At 51.8% G+C, this 19,025-nt stretch carries 14 protein-coding genes and 1 pseudogene; 10 read left to right on the plus strand and 5 right to left on the minus strand.

The window, feature by feature from the left end:
• The first annotated feature begins 1 nt into the window (after position 1).
• The gene (locus N655_RS0112555; protein ID WP_349509489.1) at positions 2-1,201 is read left to right on the plus strand and encodes an MFS transporter; all 1,200 of its coding nucleotides are present in this window, start codon (positions 2-4) and stop codon (positions 1,199-1,201) included.
• 249 nt (positions 1,202-1,450) lie between these two features.
• Here N655_RS0112555 and hppD read toward each other — a convergent pair whose 3' ends face one another.
• The gene (hppD, locus tag N655_RS0112560; RefSeq protein ID WP_026443267.1) at positions 1,451-2,575 is read right to left on the minus strand and encodes a 4-hydroxyphenylpyruvate dioxygenase; all 1,125 of its coding nucleotides are present in this window, start codon (positions 2,573-2,575) and stop codon (positions 1,451-1,453) included.
• A gap of 114 nt (positions 2,576-2,689) precedes the next feature.
• Here hppD and pncA point away from each other — a divergent pair, with 114 nt between their 5' ends.
• The 4 genes and pseudogenes from pncA (at position 2,690) to N655_RS0112580 (ending at position 7,293) form a co-directional block, all read left to right on the plus strand.
• Positions 2,690-3,340 (plus strand): bifunctional nicotinamidase/pyrazinamidase, encoded by a 651-nt coding sequence (pncA, locus tag N655_RS18840; protein WP_044934627.1) that lies wholly within the window; start codon positions 2,690-2,692, stop codon positions 3,338-3,340.
• Positions 3,341-3,537: 197 nt separating this feature from the next.
• Positions 3,538-3,864, plus strand: a pseudogene (locus tag N655_RS21215) (carboxypeptidase-like regulatory domain-containing protein); the annotation flags it as partial.
• A gap of 6 nt (positions 3,865-3,870) precedes the next feature.
• Positions 3,871-6,420 (plus strand): TonB-dependent receptor, encoded by a 2,550-nt coding sequence (locus N655_RS0112570; RefSeq protein WP_162173552.1) that lies wholly within the window; start codon positions 3,871-3,873, stop codon positions 6,418-6,420.
• 123 nt (positions 6,421-6,543) lie between these two features.
• Positions 6,544-7,293 (plus strand): phenylalanine 4-monooxygenase, encoded by a 750-nt coding sequence (locus tag N655_RS0112580; protein WP_026443269.1) that lies wholly within the window; start codon positions 6,544-6,546, stop codon positions 7,291-7,293.
• Between the two features lie 95 nt (positions 7,294-7,388).
• On the opposite strand, the gene N655_RS0112585 is transcribed toward N655_RS0112580, so the two are convergent.
• Together N655_RS0112585 and N655_RS0112590 are read right to left on the minus strand one after the other, a co-directional pair.
• Positions 7,389-8,330 carry a branched-chain amino acid transaminase gene (locus N655_RS0112585; RefSeq protein ID WP_026443270.1) on the minus strand — a complete coding sequence of 314 codons (942 nt, stop codon included), beginning with the start codon at positions 8,328-8,330 and terminating at the stop codon, positions 7,389-7,391.
• A gap of 36 nt (positions 8,331-8,366) precedes the next feature.
• Positions 8,367-8,615, minus strand: a complete 249-nt coding sequence (locus tag N655_RS0112590; protein WP_238324721.1) for a hypothetical protein — start codon at positions 8,613-8,615, stop codon at positions 8,367-8,369.
• Between the two features lie 257 nt (positions 8,616-8,872).
• Between N655_RS0112590 and N655_RS0112595 the strand changes: the two genes are divergently transcribed.
• Both N655_RS0112595 and N655_RS18845 read left to right on the plus strand, forming a co-directional pair.
• A complete protein-coding gene (locus tag N655_RS0112595) occupies positions 8,873-10,939 on the plus strand; it encodes a beta-galactosidase (protein WP_162173553.1) in 2,067 nt (688 codons plus the stop codon).
• 332 nt (positions 10,940-11,271) lie between these two features.
• Positions 11,272-12,678: a glycoside hydrolase family 32 protein gene (locus tag N655_RS18845; protein ID WP_049961417.1), complete on the plus strand. Its 1,407-nt coding sequence runs from the start codon at positions 11,272-11,274 to the stop codon at positions 12,676-12,678.
• A 9-nt stretch (positions 12,679-12,687) separates the two neighbouring features.
• Here N655_RS18845 and N655_RS0112605 read toward each other — a convergent pair whose 3' ends face one another.
• Complete coding sequence (locus N655_RS0112605) at positions 12,688-13,077, minus strand: response regulator (protein ID WP_026443274.1); 390 nt, start codon at positions 13,075-13,077, stop codon at positions 12,688-12,690.
• Positions 13,078-13,337: 260 nt separating this feature from the next.
• Here N655_RS0112605 and N655_RS0112610 point away from each other — a divergent pair, with 260 nt between their 5' ends.
• The 3 genes from N655_RS0112610 (at position 13,338) to N655_RS0112620 (ending at position 17,778) form a co-directional block, all read left to right on the plus strand.
• Entirely contained in the window at positions 13,338-14,018 is a 681-nt protein-coding gene (locus N655_RS0112610) for a MarC family protein (protein ID WP_026443275.1), read from the plus strand.
• A gap of 118 nt (positions 14,019-14,136) precedes the next feature.
• A complete protein-coding gene (locus tag N655_RS18850) occupies positions 14,137-15,519 on the plus strand; it encodes a M48 family metallopeptidase (RefSeq protein ID WP_049961418.1) in 1,383 nt (460 codons plus the stop codon).
• 63 nt (positions 15,520-15,582) lie between these two features.
• Complete coding sequence (locus tag N655_RS0112620) at positions 15,583-17,778, plus strand: patatin-like phospholipase family protein (protein ID WP_162173554.1); 2,196 nt, start codon at positions 15,583-15,585, stop codon at positions 17,776-17,778.
• Positions 17,779-17,784: 6 nt separating this feature from the next.
• Here N655_RS0112620 and N655_RS0112625 read toward each other — a convergent pair whose 3' ends face one another.
• On the minus strand, positions 17,785-19,023 hold the full coding sequence (locus tag N655_RS0112625) for a NupC/NupG family nucleoside CNT transporter (protein WP_026443277.1): 1,239 nt from the start codon (positions 19,021-19,023) through the stop codon (positions 17,785-17,787).
• Positions 19,024-19,025 lie beyond the last annotated feature (2 nt).

The following is a 19,025-nucleotide window of genomic DNA, read 5'->3' on the forward strand; positions in this document are numbered from 1 at the left end:
ATTGCTTGCCTCTTTTCTGGGCTGGACTCTTGATGCATTTGATTACTTCCTATTGGTCTTCTGTATTTCCGCCATTGCAGAAGATTTCCATACACGCACGTCTGTTGTTGCAGAGTCATTATTTCTCACACTAGCTTTTCGCCCGTTTGGCGCATTTTTGTTTGGCATTCTGGCCGATCGTTACGGGCGTCGCCCCGTACTCATGCTGAATGTAGCCTGTTATTCTGTTTTTGAATTGTCTTGCGCCTTTGTACCGTCCATCCACGCCTTGTTTGTTCTGCGTGCTCTTTTTGGGATTGCTATGGGAGGGGAATGGGGAGTAGGAGCAGCATTGGCTTTAGAAACGTTGCCTAAAGAAGGCCGAGGGTTCTTTTCCGGATTGCTGCAGGAAGGATATGCCGTTGGATATCTGGTAGCGGCGGCAACCTATGCCCTGTTCTATCGGCCTCTCACGCATGTTTATTGGTATGGCCATAGCTTAGGTTGGCGTGGGTTATTTGTTGTGGGGGCCATGCCAGCGCTTTTGATCTTCTATATTGCCGGCAGTGTGGAAGAATCGCCCGTGTGGCGAGATGGCCAGCGCAACGTCGCGAAAGCGGGTCTCTCTTTCACGGATCTTAAAAAATATTTCGCAACTTTCTTCTTTCTCGTGCTGTTGATGAGTGGCTTTAATTTGTTTTCCCACGGTACACAAGATCTGTATCCTACTTTTCTGCAGAAAGACCATCACTCGTCTGCTGCGATGACGGGAATGATAGCCATGATTTATAACGTCGGCGCACTGCTGGGAGGTATATTTTTCGGAGCTATCTCAGAGCGGATTGGAAGAAAACGCGCTATCATCGCAGCGGCATTCCTTTCCTTGCCTGTAATACCTCTCTTTGCGCTGGGCCACTCCTTTTCCGTGCTGGCTGCGGGAGCATTTTTGATGCAGTTTATGGTGCAAGGGGCCTGGGGAGTAGTTCCGGCATATCTTACCGAGCTTTCGCCTGCACCAGTACGAGCTACTTTCCCTGGACTGGCCTATCAGTTGGGGAACCTGATTGCATCGCGCAGTGCTGTCATACAGGCAAGATTTGCAGAACATTACGGTAGTTTTTCTGTTGTTATGGCCGGAACTGTCGCCATCGTGGCGATTTATCTTGTCTGCATAACAGCTTTTGGTCGGGAGTCAAAAGGGATGAACATGTCTTCAGAATAACATTGGCTTTCGATACCAGCTTAGGTCAAACTTATAAAATCTTTACAAAAATCTTTTGCATCACTTATTCTAGATCATTTCATCTATATAAGTGGACCCCAAACTTATTGCTCTTTACGTGCTGTCTACATTTGTAGTGTTGGGAATCAGCTTCCTGCTATGGGTACTTTTCAAATTTTGCGAGGAGATGAAAAGAAAAAAGAAGGTAGAAAAGCGTGACGGCATGTAACCGTCACGCTGGGTAATTTCTTAGAGATTGCCGCGTGCAGCTTGCTCGCGTTCAATGGCTTCAAACAGGGCCTTAAAGTTTCCTTTGCCAAAACTACGGCTGCCCTTCCGTTGGATAATCTCATAAAAAAGGGTCGGGCGATCTTCTACGGGACGAGTGAATATCTGTAGCATATAACCTTCATCGTCACGATCCACCAGGATGCCCAGTTTTTCCAGCTCTTGCACGGGCTCATCGATCTTTCCAACACGTTTTTCCAGTTCGGTGTAATAGGTGTGCGGCACCCTCAGGAACTCAACACCTTGCATCTGCAGTTGCGAGACGGTGTGAAGAATGTCGTTTGTCGCCAGAGCGATATGTTGTACTCCGGGTCCGTGATAAAACTCAAGATACTCTTCCACCTGGGATTTTTTCCGTCCCTCTGCTGGTTCGTTGATGGGAAACTTGATGCGCCCGTTGCCATTGGCCATCACCTTAGACATAAGTGCAGAATATTCCGTGGAAATATCTTTATCATCAAAGTGCTGGTACAGCGAAAAGCCCATGATGTCGGCATAAAAATCCACCCAGCGGTTCATCTCGTTCCAGCCGACATTTCCCACCATGTGGTCAATGTGCAGCAATCCTACAGGACGTGCCAATGTGTCTTCCTGCACGGGATGAAAGCCGGGCATAAATACGCCTTTGTAATCAGCGCGTTCCACAAAGGTATGCACGGTGTCTCCGTAGGTGGCGATGGTGGCCAGACGAAGTGTTCCATGTTCATCATGCAGTTCAAAGGGCTCACGCACACTTCGTGCACCGCGTCGGGTCGTTTCCTTCCAGGCAAATTTTGCATCATCTACCCAAAGCGCAATATCGTGTACGCCGTCGCCATGACGATGAACATGCTCAGCAATATCGTTGTCTGGTCGCAGTGCAGTGGTAAGTACAAAGCGCACTTTGCCTTGCTGTAAAACGTAGGAGGCCCGGTTTCGTACGCCGGTCTCTGGGCCCGCATAGGCCACCAGCTTCATGCCAAACGCAAGACGATAGTAGTACGCCGCCTGCCTTGCATTGCCAACATAAAACTCCACATAGTCCGTACCGTTTAAGGGCAGGAAATCTCTTTGTGTTTGTACTTCCGGATGCGCAAGAGTAGACATTGGTGCAACTCCATTGACTGAATTCAGTGCGCCTGGTCAACGACCCTGTTCTGAGGCGACCTATTAACATATACCCTGAAGTGTGCAGTTGGAAAGTGCGGGGAATTCATACCAATGACCGTCAAGATTACACCGCAAGACGTTCTGATCGTTATTGATCTGCAAAAGGATTTTTGCCCTGGAGGAGCGCTGGCCGTTCCGCAAGGTGATGAAATTCTTCCCCTCGTCAATTGGCTTGTCCGTCAGTTCCCACATGTTGTGCTGACCCAGGATTGGCACCCCAAAGACCATCTGTCATTTGCTTCCAATTATCCTGGCAGATCTGTATTCGATACGATTGAAACGGACTATGGCATGCAGACCCTTTGGCCTGACCACTGCGTGCAGGGAAGTGAAGGGGCAGAATTCCACCCCGCACTTGACATCACCCGTGCACAGCTGATTCTGCGCAAAGGCTTCCACCGCGACGTGGATTCTTATTCTGCCTTTCAGGAAAATGATCGCATTACGAAGACAGGACTCACGGCATATCTGCACGAACTTGGTTTCAAACGCGTTTTTCTCGCAGGGCTTGCTTATGACTACTGTGTACGATACTCAGCAGTGGACGCCAAGTCCGCAGGGTTTGAGGTTGTAGTCATTGAAGATGCATGCCGTGCAATGGGTCATGGCCACTCTGTAGAAGAAACTCGACGCGAATTTATGGAGTATTGCGTCCAAACACTATATTGTGGGGATTTAAAGAGCGAGTCAATTTATCGTTAAATTGTCTGTTTGTTGATAAGGTTTATGAATAGAGGATAAAATCTGCTTACCCTTGATGAAAAGAATGTAACAAAACCAATTTCTTAAGCTTCCCTTCAGAAATAGAACTCTACCTTCAAACCTGCCCGGGACAACTTCAAGCCCTGCATAACGAGCAAGGTCGTGCTCCTGGGAATCTTTCCGGAGGGTAGAAGTCCATGATTAAGTGGATAGCCGTGATATTCGTTGCCATCCCGTTGTTACTATCCAGACTCTCAGCACAAACTGGAACTGGCGCAATTGTTGGAACAGTACAAGATGCAGCAGGGGCTGTTTTGGTAAGTGCGAAGATTGAAGTTGATCCGGTAGGGAGACAGACTACGAGCGACGATCAGGGATCATTTCGGCTTTCGAATCTACCCGCAGGGCAGTACACACTGAAAGCAACCTATGTTGGCTTTAAGGCTTTCGAGACTACTGTGAATGTGGCAGCGGGACAAACCTTGACTTTTAATGTAGTCCTTCAAGTAGCATCTGAGGCCGATACTGTAATGGTCACAGCACCACGCCTTCAGGGCGATGCCGAGGCGGTAAATGTCGAGCGTATGTCGGCTGAAATTGTGCAGGTGGAACCAGAAGGTGTCATCACCAGTCTGCCGAATAACAACATTGCTGATGCGGTGGGACGACTGCCCAGTGTCTCTCTGGAAAGGGATGAGGGTGAGGGCAAATACATTCAGATTCGCGGAACCGAGCCTAGGTTAAGCAACGTCACCATTAACGGAATCAACCTTCCTGCTCCGGAAGTAACGGTGCGCAACATCAAGCTGGATGCTGTTCCGGCAGATGTAGTCGAACGGATCGAGGTGTATAAAACGCTCGCTGCTGACCAGGATGCGGACGCAATTGGTGGCACCGTAAACCTTGTGACCAAAACAGCACAAGACAAGCCGCTTTACGCGCTGAGTGGAACTGCTGGCTACAATCCTCTTCAGAATGGCTACTGGCGTGGAGGTTTCGATGGCACCTTCGGTCAGCGCTTCGGCACAAACAAGAATTTTGGGTTTTTGTTGGGTGGGACATGGGACCGCACGAACCGCGGCATTGATGATCTGGAGCCGAGTCAGACTTACGGAACGCTGCCCAGCGGACAGAACATCGCTTATATCAACAGCGAAGATCTGCGATCTTACACTTACTACCGCACACGATACGGCTTTGATCTCGGGATCGATGATCGAATCACCCCTACAATGACTGCTTATTTGAAGGGCCTATATGCTGACTTTCATGACTATGGAGAAGCATGGGTCTATACCCCAAACTCTGGTGCCCTTACCGGCACGAATAGCAGTCAGATCACCTTTGACCATACCGGAAACTGGCAATACCGCCATTACATCCGCAGACCCGACCAGCAGGTCTTCAGTTTCCTTACTGGTGCAAGGCATGATCTAAAATCCGATACGATCGTCTACGAATTTGCGGCATCCCGCGGACACAATATCGGCGGTCAGGCCTTCCCGACCACTTATTTTCAGGGCCCGTCTGGTGTTACGTTTGCGCAGAACAACAGTGACCCATATCGACCCAGGCTTTATGCCACAGACGGGACCAATGGCTTTGACGCGTCCCAATATGGCGTCAGCGAGACAGACTTCTACACTTATCACGCAACGCAACTCAATTATGAAGGCGATGCTTCGCTGGCGCACAATTATGCGACGGCGGGACACCCCAGCACGTTTTCCATCGGGGTCAGGATCCGCAATTCTTACTCTACGCAGCGGCAGACGAATAATAGATACACGCCGTCTGGCGCCAGCCCATTTATGCTTTCCAGTGTTCTCGGGACTTACACCAATCCAACCTACTACAACAGAACATTCGCCATTGGCGGACAAGCATTTGGACCTGCTTCTTCTTACAACAAAATCCTGAATGCTTTTGAGGCGAATTCCAGCGCCTTTGTGCTCGATAGCGTAAATGCTGTCAGCACGGAAGCCCAGGCTTTCTTCAACGCGGATGAGAGAATTTCAGCAGGTTATCTGGAAGACGTAATTTATTTTGGGAAGTTTCGCCTCCAGGGTGGTGTCCGCTTCGATAATGACGCTACACATTTTCTGGCAAACAACGTAACGGCAAACCAAGACGCTCAAGGCAATCCATTGACGCCTACAGTGGTCCCCGTCCGGCAAGACGCAAACTATTTCAATGTTCTGCCGAGTGTCGCGCTACAGTATCAATTTCAGTTAAACAGCAATCTGCGCATTGTCTACGGGCGAGGCATTGCGCGGCCGAACATTGGTGATCTGGTTCCAGCCACGGTAGTTGATCCAAATCAGACCCCATATCCAACCATTACCACAGGAAACCCGAATTTAAAGCCTACAAAGGGAAATAACATTGACGTGTTAGTAGAACATTTCTTTCAGCCATTGGGCATCTTGCAGGCCGGATACTTCTATAAACAACTTTCAGATCCCATATACCCTGTTGCCACTCTTATTCCCAATTACAACAATACAGGCAAGACGTATCAACAGACCCAGTCCATCAATGGCCCGAACGCCAGCATTCAGGGTTTTGAAGCAGAATGGGAGCAGCAATTTTCGTTTCTTCCTGGAATACTGCGTGGCTTTGGGGTGAATGCAAACTATAGCTATGCAACATCCAGAGTTACTTTCCCTGCCGATTTTGACGGCGGACGTACGGACCATCCTCATCTCGATCGTATGGCGCCGAATAACTATAACTTCAACCTTACCTATGATCTGGGCCGTTTCTCTTCGCGGTTTGCCATCAGTCACAACGATGCTAGCATCGCTGCGTATCAGTGGTCTGCGTCCACTGGAGCTGCCAATGATCCTATCCTTGGGCTCAAAGGTCCAACAGGGGACAACTATTTTTATCCGCATACGCAATTCGATGTGCAGGGAAGTTATCGCGTCTACAAGCATCTGCAAGTCATTGCTTCCGGACTCAATCTCAGCAATGAAGTTTTTGGCTTCTATAACGGTAGTGGCATTTATCCGGTACAGCGGGAATATTACAGGCCGACCGTCTCCTTCGGGCTTCGCTGGAAACTGTCCGGTGAATGATGACCCTGCACGCAGAGGCGGACATTGATTTTGGTAGAGTTGTCCGTCTCTGCTCCGCCTTGATTGACATCTCTCGTCTTGAAGTGTAATCCTCAAGAGTTTTGGGTTGAGGAGTATGAAAAGATGACACCTGCATCTGCACACCTGCAAATCGCCGGGCCATACCTTATTCAGCAGGACTGGAAATCTTATTCACGCGAGCAACATGCTGTCTGGTCAGAGCTAGTGCGCCGTCGCATTCCCCAGCTCGAAGAGCATGCCTGCACGGAGTATCTCGATGGCTTTCATCAGATCGGTCTGCGTGAAGACAGGATTCCGGACCTGGCTGCCGTCAATCAACGCCTTGGGCCGCGTACTGGGTGGAACGCAACTCCAGTCAGTGGTTTTCTTCCTCCGGATGCCTTCTTTGAAATGCTGGCAGCGCGGCAATTCCCAACCACAACCTATATCCGCTCGCGCGAAGCGATGGAATACACACCGGAACCGGACATTTTTCATGATGTCTTCGGACATGTACCAATGCATGCGCACCCTGTCTTTGCCGACTTCCTGCAGCACTATGGGCGTGTATGCCTGGCTTTAATAGACAATAAGAAGAAGCTTGAACAGATGGGGCGCATCTTCTGGTTTACGGTAGAGTTTGGCGTCATCCGGCAAAGCGGAAAAATCAAACTTTACGGCAGCGGTCTGATCTCGTCTCATGGTGAGTCCACGCATGTCATCCAGGGAGGGCCGGAAATTCGCGACTTCAATCTTGACCAGGTTATGGCACAGCAGGTCAATGTATCCGAAATGCAAAAAGTGCTTTATGCTGTGGAATCCTTTGACCAGATTTATCAGGCAGTGCAGGATGCTGAACAGCGCCTAATGTAGCCAAGAGTCGCAAATGTGGTTTTGCGGAAGCGGTTTTCAGAACAAAGAAATGGGTGGCATTTCGCCACCCATTCGTTTTGAGTGCGATGCAGAGCTCACACCGAGACGGTTTGCTCTGTGTTTACATTCACGGGAGTGAGCCAGCCGAAGCGGTCCGGTCTTAGCCCATTGGCAATGCCAAAGAACTCATCGGCAAGCTGTTTTGTGATGGGACCTGCGTTGCCATCCCCAATCGTAATCCGGTCAACAGAACGGATCGGTGTGACCTCTGCTGCAGTCCCTGTAAAGAAGACTTCATCGGCGATGTAGATCAGTTCGCGTGGCAGGGCCTGCTCTACGACCGGGATACCGAAGTGACGGGCCAGAGTCAACACAGAGTCGCGAGTGATTCCTGCGAGTACCGAGTTGGCCAGCGGGGTCGTATAGATGACGCCATTGCGAACAAGAAAGAGGTTCTCCCCTGAACCTTCAGAGAGATAGCCATTCACATCCAGTGCAATGCCTTCCGCATAGCCATTCGTATCTGCCTCCATCCGGATGAGTTGCGAATTCATATAGTTGGCGCCGGCCTTGGCCAGAGAAGGCATGGTGTTGGGCGCGAGACGGCTCCACGACGAGATGCAGACGTCGGCACCATGGTCGCCGGCGACATATTTGCCCCAGGGGAAGTTGGCGATGTAGACCTCGACTGGAGAGTTCTTTGGATTCACGCCAATCTCACCATATCCGCGCAATGCGATCGGGCGGATGTAGCATGGAGCAATGCCGTTGGCTTCAATCAGTTCCACCGTGGCGGAGCAAAGCTGGTCAAGGGAGTAGGGTAGTTTCATCCGGTAGATCTTGGCCGAATCAATCAGTCTCTGCATGTGCTCCGGCAGGCGAAATACGGCCGCTCCCTGCGGTTGTCCATAGCAGCGGATACCTTCAAAAACCGACGAGCCATAATGTACGACGTGACTCATCACGTGAATCTGGGCCTTGTCCCAGGGTATGAGGTTGCCATTATGCCAGATCTTGCTGGTGGGCTGGATGGGCATGGAAAGCTGCGCTCCTTATTTTCGTTGAACCATTGATTATATCGCTTGGAGCGCATCCTTGGCGCGGCCCTGTGATTCTTTCACATTCGATGCAACGGAGTAGCTGCCAGGTCGCGCCGCGTGCGGAATCTCCTGCATGTCAGCTTCGGTCCGGTATAGGTCCAGAATGCGTTTTGTGCCGGTGTAACCATATCTGCGGATGAGTGCGTCTACTTCTGGTTTTTCGCCGAACCGTTCCAGGCCCGGAGCGATAATCAACAGCTCCCCTCCATCAGCAATTGCCATGCGTGTGCGGTAAACTGCCTTATTCGCGACCCATGTGCTGCGGAACTGGTCCGCTTGCATTGCGAGTTTATCTACAATTCGTGGGTCTGACCACCAAGGGTGAAACATGATGTTCACTCGTGTTACCACATAATGCTTGCGCACAGAGCAGAATTTTGGATACAAGGGTTTACGTGCGTGGAGGTAGCTGTTCGATGAACAGAAGAAATTTTCTGAGGGGTGCAGGAGCTGCGACAGGGTTCTTGTGGATGCGGCCATTGGCTAGTGCTATAGATGCATTTGGGGAAACGATTTCTCAAGCGCCGATGTTGGGTGTGGACTACTATCCAGACCAGACACCCGAGTCTCTTTGGGGAGAAGATGCGCGCATGATCGCAGAAGCAGGACTGAACACGGTGCGCATTGCTGAGTTTGCGTGGGCGCTGATGGAACCGTCTGAGGGCCTCTACGATTTTGCCTGGCTGCATCGCGCTGTAGCCATCCTGCATAAAAATGGCATTGCGGTAATTTTGGGAACACCCTCCGCTGCGCCTCCGCCATGGCTGACTGAAAAATATCCCGAGGTCTTTGAAGTCAATGATCATGGTATGACACTTGGTCCCGAAGGAAGGCGCTTTACCTGTCCCACCAATAAAACCTACCGTCGGCTTTCGCTCAAGATCGCAACAGAGATGGCGAACAGCTTTGCCCGGACTCCAGGCGTCATCGGCTGGCAGATTGACAATGAGCTGACGCTTGGCGAGTCCGGACGCTGTTATTGCAAATCGTGCCGCGCAGGTTTTCAGGAGTGGCTGCGCGCGAAATACGGTTCTCTCGATGCATTGAACCAGGCGTGGGGCACAGCCTTCTGGAGCCAGATTTACACAGATTTCTCCCAGGTTCCCGTCCCGCTGCCTTCAGGCGCGCCGCCGAACCCGGGCATGGCGCTGGATTATGACCGCTACCAGAGCTACGCCAACACAGGCTTTCTGCAAGAGCAACTTGGCGTATTGCGCAAGCTCTGCCCACAGCATTTCATCACAACGAATAACGTTCCTTTAGTAGACACCATCAACCAGCGTGAGCTTTACGCGAACTTGGACTTTGTAGCCGCAGACAACTACCCCGGCTTCTTCGCTGTCCATATGGAAGAAGCCGGAATGAACCTTACGCCAGAGCAGGTGGCGGCTCCTGTTTCTCTCATTCATGATTTTTCCCGCAGCATCAAAGACGGGAAGCCGTTCTACATTATGGAAGAGCAGGTAGGCAAAGCCGGACAGCCGACTTTCTCTCCTCAGCCGGAGAGGGGACAGGTGCGGCTGTGGTCGTATCAGGCGGTAGCGCATGGGGCCATGGGGATCCAGTACTTCCGCTGGGACACGGCCACATTTGGCGCGGAAGAATACTGGCATGGAATGCTGAATCATGACCGCTCGAAAAGTCCCGCATTTGATGAGATTGTGCAGACGGTGAAAGAACTGAAAGCGCTGGGCCATGAAGCGCTGCATGCTTCCTATGTGTCCGATGTGGCTATTGTTTTTGATAATGATGCAGACTGGGCGGTCAGCATCCAGCCAGGACAGCCTAAGCTGAAATACATGAATGAGGTCATGTCCTGGTATGGTGCCGCCTGGGCCGGACACTATGGCTTAGATGTAATCGATGCAACACGCGATCTTTCCCGCTACAAGATTGTGTTGGCCCCATTTATGTATATCGTCTCAGAAAAACAGGCGGCCAATATCCGTGAGTTCGTACGCAGCGGAGGGGTCTTCGTTGCAGGTTTTCGTCTCAGTGCGAAAGACCCGGAAAGCCGCATGATGAAAACGCCCCTGCCAGGACTTCTGCGCGATGTGATGGGAGTAACAGTAAAGGACTATGTGCCGGTTTATTCGGAGAAACAGAGAGTAAAGTTTGCTCAGACCTATGGGGATGCTGAATCGGACTGTCAACTCTGGTATGACGTGCTTGCTCCTGAAAAAGCAGAAGTATTGGCCACCTACACAACCGGCAGATATGCAGGAGAGGCTGCCGTTACCAGCAATTCTTTTGGAAAAGGAAAGGCTGTTTACATCGGAGCAAGACTTGATCCCGCTGGACTGGGACGGCTGCTGAATACGCTGGCCGCATCAGCTGGGGCCAAAGCTGAGTTGGACGCCTCATCGGGGGTTGAGGTCACAGTGCGCGAATCCGGCGGGAAACGCTGGATCTATGTGCTGAACCACTCCGCGAACCGGCAGACTCTTCCGTTGAAAAGAATGTACAAAGAGGCAATTACAGGCGAAACACAATCAGGACAGCTGGTATTGGAACCTTACGGAGTCAAAGTGTTGCAGCCAGCGTGAGAAAAAGGCTGAGAGGCCGTATTCTTTTTAAGTGCCCAAGATGAGGTCCTTCATCCCTGGCGTCAGCCGTTGGCGCAAAGATGAGAGACCATTCGTGCTGCCTTTTTCGCTTTGAAGCACGTATTACAGAGATACGCTTAGATGGTTCTTCAACTGGCCAAAGCTGGCTGTTTACAAAGGCAATTTTTTGTTATGCAGCTAAATTGGCCACTTTTGTCTCTTCAATCATTAAACTAGCCCCAATGATGGATCGTCGTAGTTTTATGTCAAGAATGGTCGCCGGTTTTGCTGTTTGCGGCCAAACTTCGTTTTTGCGGAGTACTTTCGCTGCTGTGGTTCCGGCAGCGCTGGCAACTGATCCCTTGCGTCCGCAGTACCATCTGCTTCCGGCAGCAAACTGGATGAATGATCCGAATGGCCCAATCTACTGGAAGGGCAAGTACCACATGTTTTACCAGTACAATCCCAACGGTGCGTATTGGGGAGACATGCACTGGGGACACGCTGTGAGTCCGGACATGGTGCATTGGGAGCATCTTCCAGTAGCGCTCGCACCGACTCCTGGTGGGCCAGATGCGGCAGGATGTTTTTCCGGAACAGCAGTGATTGACGGCGACCAAGTGGCCGTCCTCTACACCGGCGTTGTTTCGGTCCCGGAAAATGAAGCCACGATTCGCGATGGAGAACATAGTTTTCGAGAATCGCAGTGCCTCGCAATTTCCTCCGATGATGATCTGACTACATGGACCAAGCAGCCGCAGCCGGTCATAGCAGCCCCTCCTGAAGGAATCGATGTGAGCGGGTTCCGCGATCCATCACCATGGCGGCAGGATGATTGGTGTTACATGGCGGTTGGTTCCGGCATCCGCGGCAAAGGCGGGGCTGTTCTGCTCTATCGTTCAAGGGATTTGCAGCACTGGGAATATCTGCACTTTTTGGCGCAAGGTACGGGAAATGGTAAACAGACTGCAAATCCAGTGGATTCAGGAGACATGTGGGAGTGCCCAGACTTCTTCCCGCTCGGCGATAAGCATGTATTGATTCATTCCGCTGAAGGAAAATCCTTCTGGCAGGTTGGGACCTTCGACACAGAGCGATTGCTTTTTCATCCTGAGCGGAGCGGCCTGTTGGATGATGGTTCCTTCTATGCGCCGAAGACACAGCTGGATGCAAATGGAAATCGCATCCTCTGGGGATGGATTCCTGAGACACGGCCGCAGAACGAGTACCAAACAGCAGGGTGGGCAGGGATGATGTCTCTGCCACGAGTGCTGACGCTCGATGAAAAGAACAATCTGAAAATGGTACCGCATCCAGCTTTGAAGCAATTGCGCACCAGGTCTGAACCAAAGAAGTCCACCAGCATTAAAAAATGCTGTGGCGAAGTCTTCTGCCGGCTGAAAACTTCTGCTCCGATTGCATTTTCGATTCAAGGAGAAAGAGGGCTCGGCAATGTCCTCCATCTCGAATATCATCCGGACCAGCCCGATAAGATTCAGCTTGCTGGTGCGCAACTCACGCTTCCCAACATTCCTGTCGAGCTAGAGTTGCATTTGTTTGTAGATGGGTCAATCCTGGAAGTTTTCATCCAGTCACAAATGGCCTACACAAAACGTTTTTACTTTTCAGGTTTGTCTGCTCCGGATCTGAGTATCCATGTCACCGGAGAGGCGGCTGATTCTTCTGGTTTGGAGATCTGGCAACTTACACCAATCTCCAAAGACCGCCTCTCTCGCTGATGGATTGCCTCAGCACGGGTCTAGCATGTTATCCATCACGTCTCGTACTGCTTGCGGCAGGCGTTCGGCATCGCGTGGAAGAATGGCGTCGCCGGTCAGGCCGCTGTTTTTCAGCATCGCATCGGCAAGGTATATCACGAGCTGCTGAGGGTCTCGCTCTTTGATTCGCAGGGCCGTGGCCACGGCATCCTCAATCGAACGCGCATTCGAAATTTCTATTAAGACAATGTCATGGCGCAATTCGCCCCACAAGAGTTCGGCGTGGCGATAGTCATGGCCAAGATCAACTTGAAATCCAGCTCTTAACAAAGCGTTCCGCAGCGGTATAGCAAGGCGATGATGATCACTGCACAACAAAATTCGAGGAGTTGACTTTAGGTTGCTGTTCAATAAGTTCATTTCCGTGTCTTCTCCGTTTTTTTGCAGGCCTTTCCTTCCAAGGCCTGCGCAGAGAAGAAGCAGACCGTATGCCAAAATGGTCTAGGTCCTACTAAGTACTTGTATTTTCAATAAGTTAAGAAAGAACGAAGACAGGCAACCTTTTGCAACTGTGCAATGTCTGCATGAAAGCCATGAAATTTCGACATGCTTTGTCGATAAGCCCTAGTTTTTCAGCAATTTGCATGTCTCAGGTAACATCAAGGGAAAGGCTAGGTATCATGTACGGACCAGCAAACCAGGCGCTCCACGAACTCCAACATTCGGCGTATGTCCGGTTTTCCTTGCTGGCATTCAGCTCGATTTTCTTTCTTGTAGATCCCTTCGCCGCCATTGGCACATTCATTGCCATTACGGCAGGTGCCGATGCAAAGCGTCGTCGCAGGATCGCTTTTAAGGCCGCGCTGACCTGCTTTATTGTGCTCATGGCCTTTGCCCTTGCCGGGCAGTTCATTTTCAGTCTTTTTGGAATCAAACTGCCCGCTTTTGAAATCGCCGGAGGTCTTATCCTGCTTCTGATTGGCATAGACATGCTAGAGGCAAAACGATCTCCCACCCAGGAGTCCTCTGACGAAGCCATGGAAGCGGCCGCCAAGGAAGATGCCGGCATTGTACCGATGGGAATTCCAATGCTGGCCGGCCCGGGGGCCATTTCAAGCGTGATGGTCTTGGTGGGGCAGTCACCGAACCACTGGCAGCTCATTGCAATTTTTGCCTCTATCGCGATTACTGCCGCAGCCAGTTACGGCGTGCTGAGTGGAGCAGACCGTTTGCGCCGCGTGTTGGGAGAAACCGGCATCAGAATTCTTGTACGTATTATGGGGCTGCTGCTGGTTGCCCTTGCCATGCAATTCTTTGTCAATGGATTAACGGACCTGGGCGTGATTGCAAAGCAGGATTGACCGACGTGAGGGGCCCCTGAGATATGGAAATTGATTTTAGGCAAATAGAAGCGCCGGACAATGTGGGTGGACCAGGCAACCTCACTCGGAAGTTTATTAATCAAGCGAGAATAACACGATGAAGATACGTTGTTCCTTTGTCGCAACATGGCTGCTCTTTCTGGGAGCGTGCTTTCCGGCGAGCGCGACCTTTCAGCAACCACCGCCATGCAAAAATGCGTTTTCTGTGGAGCGCGAAATCGCCGAGGGGAGAAAGGCCGCGCAACAGGTATATAAAACGATGCCCGTGCTGCCCGATTCCAGCCCGGTGACGCAGTATGTGCAACAGTTGGGCAAGAAGCTGACCCAATATGCTCCTGGCTATCGATGGCCGTATGAGTTTCACGTTGTGAATCAAGCAGACATTAATGCTTTTGCGCTTCCGGGGGGCCCTATTTTTGTAAATCTGGGCACGATTCAGGCAGCGGAAACAGAGGCACAGCTTGCCGGAGTAATGGCGCACGAGATTTCCCATGTGGTCATGCGTCACGCTACCTGCAACATTACCAGGCAGCAGTCCCAGGCGCCTTGGTGGGCGCTGGGGCAACTGGCCGCAGGTATTTTTATTCCCGGAGCAGGCGGCGCTCTGGCCGCGCAGGGAGTCGGGGCTGCTGCCGGAATGACCTTCCTGAAAATGTCTCGGGAGTCTGAAAAGCAGGCAGATCTTATGGGTACCGACATCGCTTACGATGCTGGCTATGATCCGCGCGGCATGGTGCAGTTTTTTGAAATTATTCAAAGCAAGTATGGATCAGGTGGTGCCCAGTTCTTGAGCGATCACCCGAATCCAGGTAACCGTACGGAATATGTGAATGATGAGATTGCCACGCTGCCTCCGCGCACAAACTGGATAAAAACCACACCGGAGTTTCAAAAGATCAAAAAACTCGTGGCAGGCATGAAGCCATACACTGCGCAGCAGATTTCAAGTGGTGCATGGAAAAATGCCAATGGTGCAGCAGTGGCGGTTCCTTCAAAGCCGGTGGACTTTAAGCCCGATGGAAGCTGGAAACAGCTCGACAGCGCAGGTTTTTCTGTCCAGTATCCAGGCAACTGGATGGCCACGGAGCAGGCCGGAAACGCTGCAACCATTGCGCCTTCCGGCGGTATCATCAACAACGTCACAATCTACGGAGTCATCATTGACGATTATCGCCCGGACCAGTCCATGGATCTCGCTGCGGCGACCAATCAGTTGATTGCTACGATACAGCAAGGAAATCCCGGAATGAAACCAGCAACCAGCATTCAGGATGTTCTGGTCAACAAGCAACCGGGAAAGAGCGTAGAGTTTGTCAATCAGGGTGCGTCTGCTGGAGGGGCTGCCGAACGCGACTGGCTGGTTGCGATTTCGCGGAGTGACGGGTCGCTCAGCTATCTGGTCTTCGTGGCACCGCAGAAAGATTTTGAGTCACTGCGCGCGACCTATGAGCAGATGCTTAGGACCTTCCGTATTCAGTAATGCGCAGCCAAGCGCAGATCGCCGCAAAAGGGGTCTTCCATTTCTGATATGTTTGCAGCAGCCATGCGCAAGCTGCTGAAAATCTTCGTTTCTGGATTTGTTTTCGTCCTTGCACAACCCTTGCAGGTAGGGGCGCAGGACAATCACAGGCCCCGCATCGGTCTTGTTCTCGATGGAGGCGGTGCTCTGGGTTTGGCGCATATTGGCGCACTGCAATGGATGGAGGAAAACCATATCCCCATTGACATGATTGCCGGCACCAGTATGGGCGGTCTTGTGGGAGGGGCCTATGCTGCGGGTGAAACCCCGGAGCAGATCCGCGCTCTGGTGCAGGGAATTGATTGGAATGAAATTCTCAGCGATGGCACACCGTATCGAGAGCTTTCCTTCCGCCGTAAAGAAGACCGCAGCCAATATCCGATGGATGTGCTGTTCGGAGTAGGCAAAAGAATCTATTTGCAGGAAGGTTACAAAGCAGGGCAACAGGTCCAGTTGCTCCTGGACAAAATCGCACTTCCTTATTCGGAAGTGCGTCAATTTGACGACCTGCCAACGCCATTTGCCTGTGTTGCTACCGACCTGGTTTCAGGCAGCAAACATGTATTCCGTTCAGGATCACTGGCACAGGCAATGCGCGCGACCATGTCGCTGCCGGGGATCTTCGCGCCTGTGCGCACCGGCAACGCCGTCTATGCCGATGGCGGTCTGCTCGATAATCTTCCGGTTGATGTTGCAAAACAAATGGGTGCAGACATCACCATCGCCGTTTACCTGCAGACGGCATCACTCAAGCCTGCTGAAAAATTGTCCACGGTTGCAGTGCTTGGCCGCAGCCTCAGCGTAATGATTGCTGCGAACGAGCTGAACAGCATTGAGCAAGCGGACGTTCTTGTTACGGTTCCTTTACAGGACTACACAGCCCTTGACTATGACAAGGCAGACGTCCTGATCCAGAAGGGCTACCAAGCGGCGGCAAGCAAAGCGAACCTTCTCCGGCGGTTTTCCCTGGACGATGCCTCATGGAAGGAGTATCTGGCCGTGCGCAAAAGACGGATGAGAACAGTCCCGGTCCCTCAATTTGTGAAGGTGGAAGGTGTTACCAGGCAGGACGCGCAGCAAATCGAGAAGGAACTTCAGCCCGACCTTCATCAACCGATCCGGCCGGACAAGATTGCCAGTCAGCTTACGGCCATTGCCAGCGATCAGCGGGTGTCTAACCTGAGTTATGGACTTACCACAAATCTTTCTGGCGCGCCGGGAATCGAGGTAAGTGGCGTTGCAGACCCTTTTGGAAAAAATATTCTGCGGCCGCTTGTACTGATAGATGGCTGGGACTACAAGAATGTGATCCTGAGTGTAGGGGCGCGACTTACGGTTCTTGATCTTGGTAAATATGGAGCAGAACTGCGGAATGATGTTCTGCTTGGTTCAGAGTATCTGGCCTCTTCTGAATATCTGTTTCCTCTCAACTCTTCCCATACCCTCTTTCTTGCTCCAAGATTGTTTGGTGATAACGCCCCGCTCAATCTCTATTCCAGAAAGGGGCTGATCGCCGAATACCGCAATCGTACGCTTGGCAGCCAGATGGATGCTGGCTATTTCTTTGGACGATCTGCTCAGTTGCGACTCGGTTATGAGACGGCCGAACAGAAGCTTTATCCCAACGTGGGGGACCCGCAGCTCTATCCTCGTGCGCAGGGCCGAGAAGGAGATACCCACGCGCGCTTTACCTATGATGGTCTGGACAGCCCGCTCACACCCATGCGTGGACTACGGCTGCAGGCCCGTGCAGAGTGGTGGGATGCCAAGCCCGGCGCACAGAAACCATTTCCTCTGGTGGAGATGACCAGCCTAGGCTTTGTTCCATTCACGCAGCGGTCTTCGATATATTTGGGTGCTTCCGGAGGCAGTACGCTAACGCAGAATCCAGCCGGATTGCAGCCTTTTTCCCTGGGAGGATCTTTTCGTATTCCCGCCTACAACACCAACGAGCTGCTGACAAACCAGTATTTTCTTTTTCAAGGGGGCTATGTCCGGCAGACCGGAGCGCTTTCTCCGCTGGTGGGTGGAAAGGTCCTGTTCTTTGCAGGGGCGGATGTCGGAAAGGCCTATTATCTGAAAGACACCTCGCATTTGCCCTCAGATGGCTCCGCGGGATTTATCATCAATACCCTTTTCGGTCCGGTCGTATTTGGCGGCGCGATCGGAGACGTCGGGCATTACAAATTCTTCATTCAGTTAGGAAAAACCTATTTCTGATCTGCATCACCGCATCAGGATCCCCACAATCGATGCCGACATCAGATTTGCCATGGTTCCAGCGAGCATGGCACGGAGACCGAGACGCGCCAGATCATTCCGGCGATTCGGGGCCAACGCGCCAATGCCGCCAATCTGAATCCCGATAGAGCTAAGGTTGGCAAATCCACATAAGGCAAAGGTGGCAATGGTAAAGGAGCGAAAGTCCATCATGGCCTTCTGTGTTCCCAGCATGGAATAGGCCACGACCTCATTGATGACCATGCGTGTACCCAGCAGATTGCCCACAATTTTGGCGTCGTGCCAGGGCACACCAATCAGCCATGCGATGGGCGCAAAAATCGCGCCCAGAATCGAATCGAGCTTCGACGGGAAGGGAACATGATGAGTACCGAGCCAGTTGTGCAAACCGCCAAGCATCCCATTGGTCAGCGCAATGAGTGCAATAAACGAGATGAGCATGATGGCTACATTCAAGGCCAGGCGTCCTCCATCGATGGTGCCGCGTGCAATGGCCCCCAGCAGGTTTTCCTCTTGATGTTCTGCCTCTTTGGGCATATGGATCGTACCCTGGGTTGCGGGTATTTCCGTTTCCGGGACCAGCATCTTTGATACGAGGATCGTGCCCGGCGCCGTCATAATCACGGCCGCAAGCAGGTGCTGCGCTTCAATTCCATAAAGGATGTAGGCCGCCATGATGCCGCCGGAGACATGCGCCATCCCACTGGTCATGATGGTCATCAGTTCCGATTGTGTTGCGCCGGGCAGAAATGGCCGGATCGTCAGGGGTGCTTCTGTTTGGCCCATGAAAATGCTGGCCGCTACATTCAAACTTTCAGCTCCACTGACGCGCAGCGTCAGTTGCATGAGCCGCGCAAAAATCTGGATGAGCCACTGCATGACACCAAGGTGGTACAGCACAGCAAAAAAGGCCGAAATGAAAATAATTGTCGGCAGGACCTGGAAGGCAAAAATGCTCCCGAAGGAAGAGTGCTGCCGACCGAGCTCCCCAAAGACAAAGCTGGATCCGTAATAGGCATAGGAAAGTAATTTGGTCACGGCCGCACCTGCGGCCCCAAGAATACGCTGTCCCCAGGTGAAGTCCAGCACAATGAAGGCAAACAACAATTGCAGGCCGAGACCCCAAAAGACCGTGCGCCACCGAATGGCCTTACGGTTTGTGGAAAAGCCCCAGGCCAGGGCAAGCATGGTGAGCAGTCCTAAGACACCCGTAAATCGTCCCAAAT

The sequence above is a fragment of the Pseudacidobacterium ailaaui genome, from assembly GCF_000688455.1.
GTDB classification, from domain to species: domain Bacteria; phylum Acidobacteriota; class Terriglobia; order Terriglobales; family Acidobacteriaceae; genus Pseudacidobacterium; species Pseudacidobacterium ailaaui.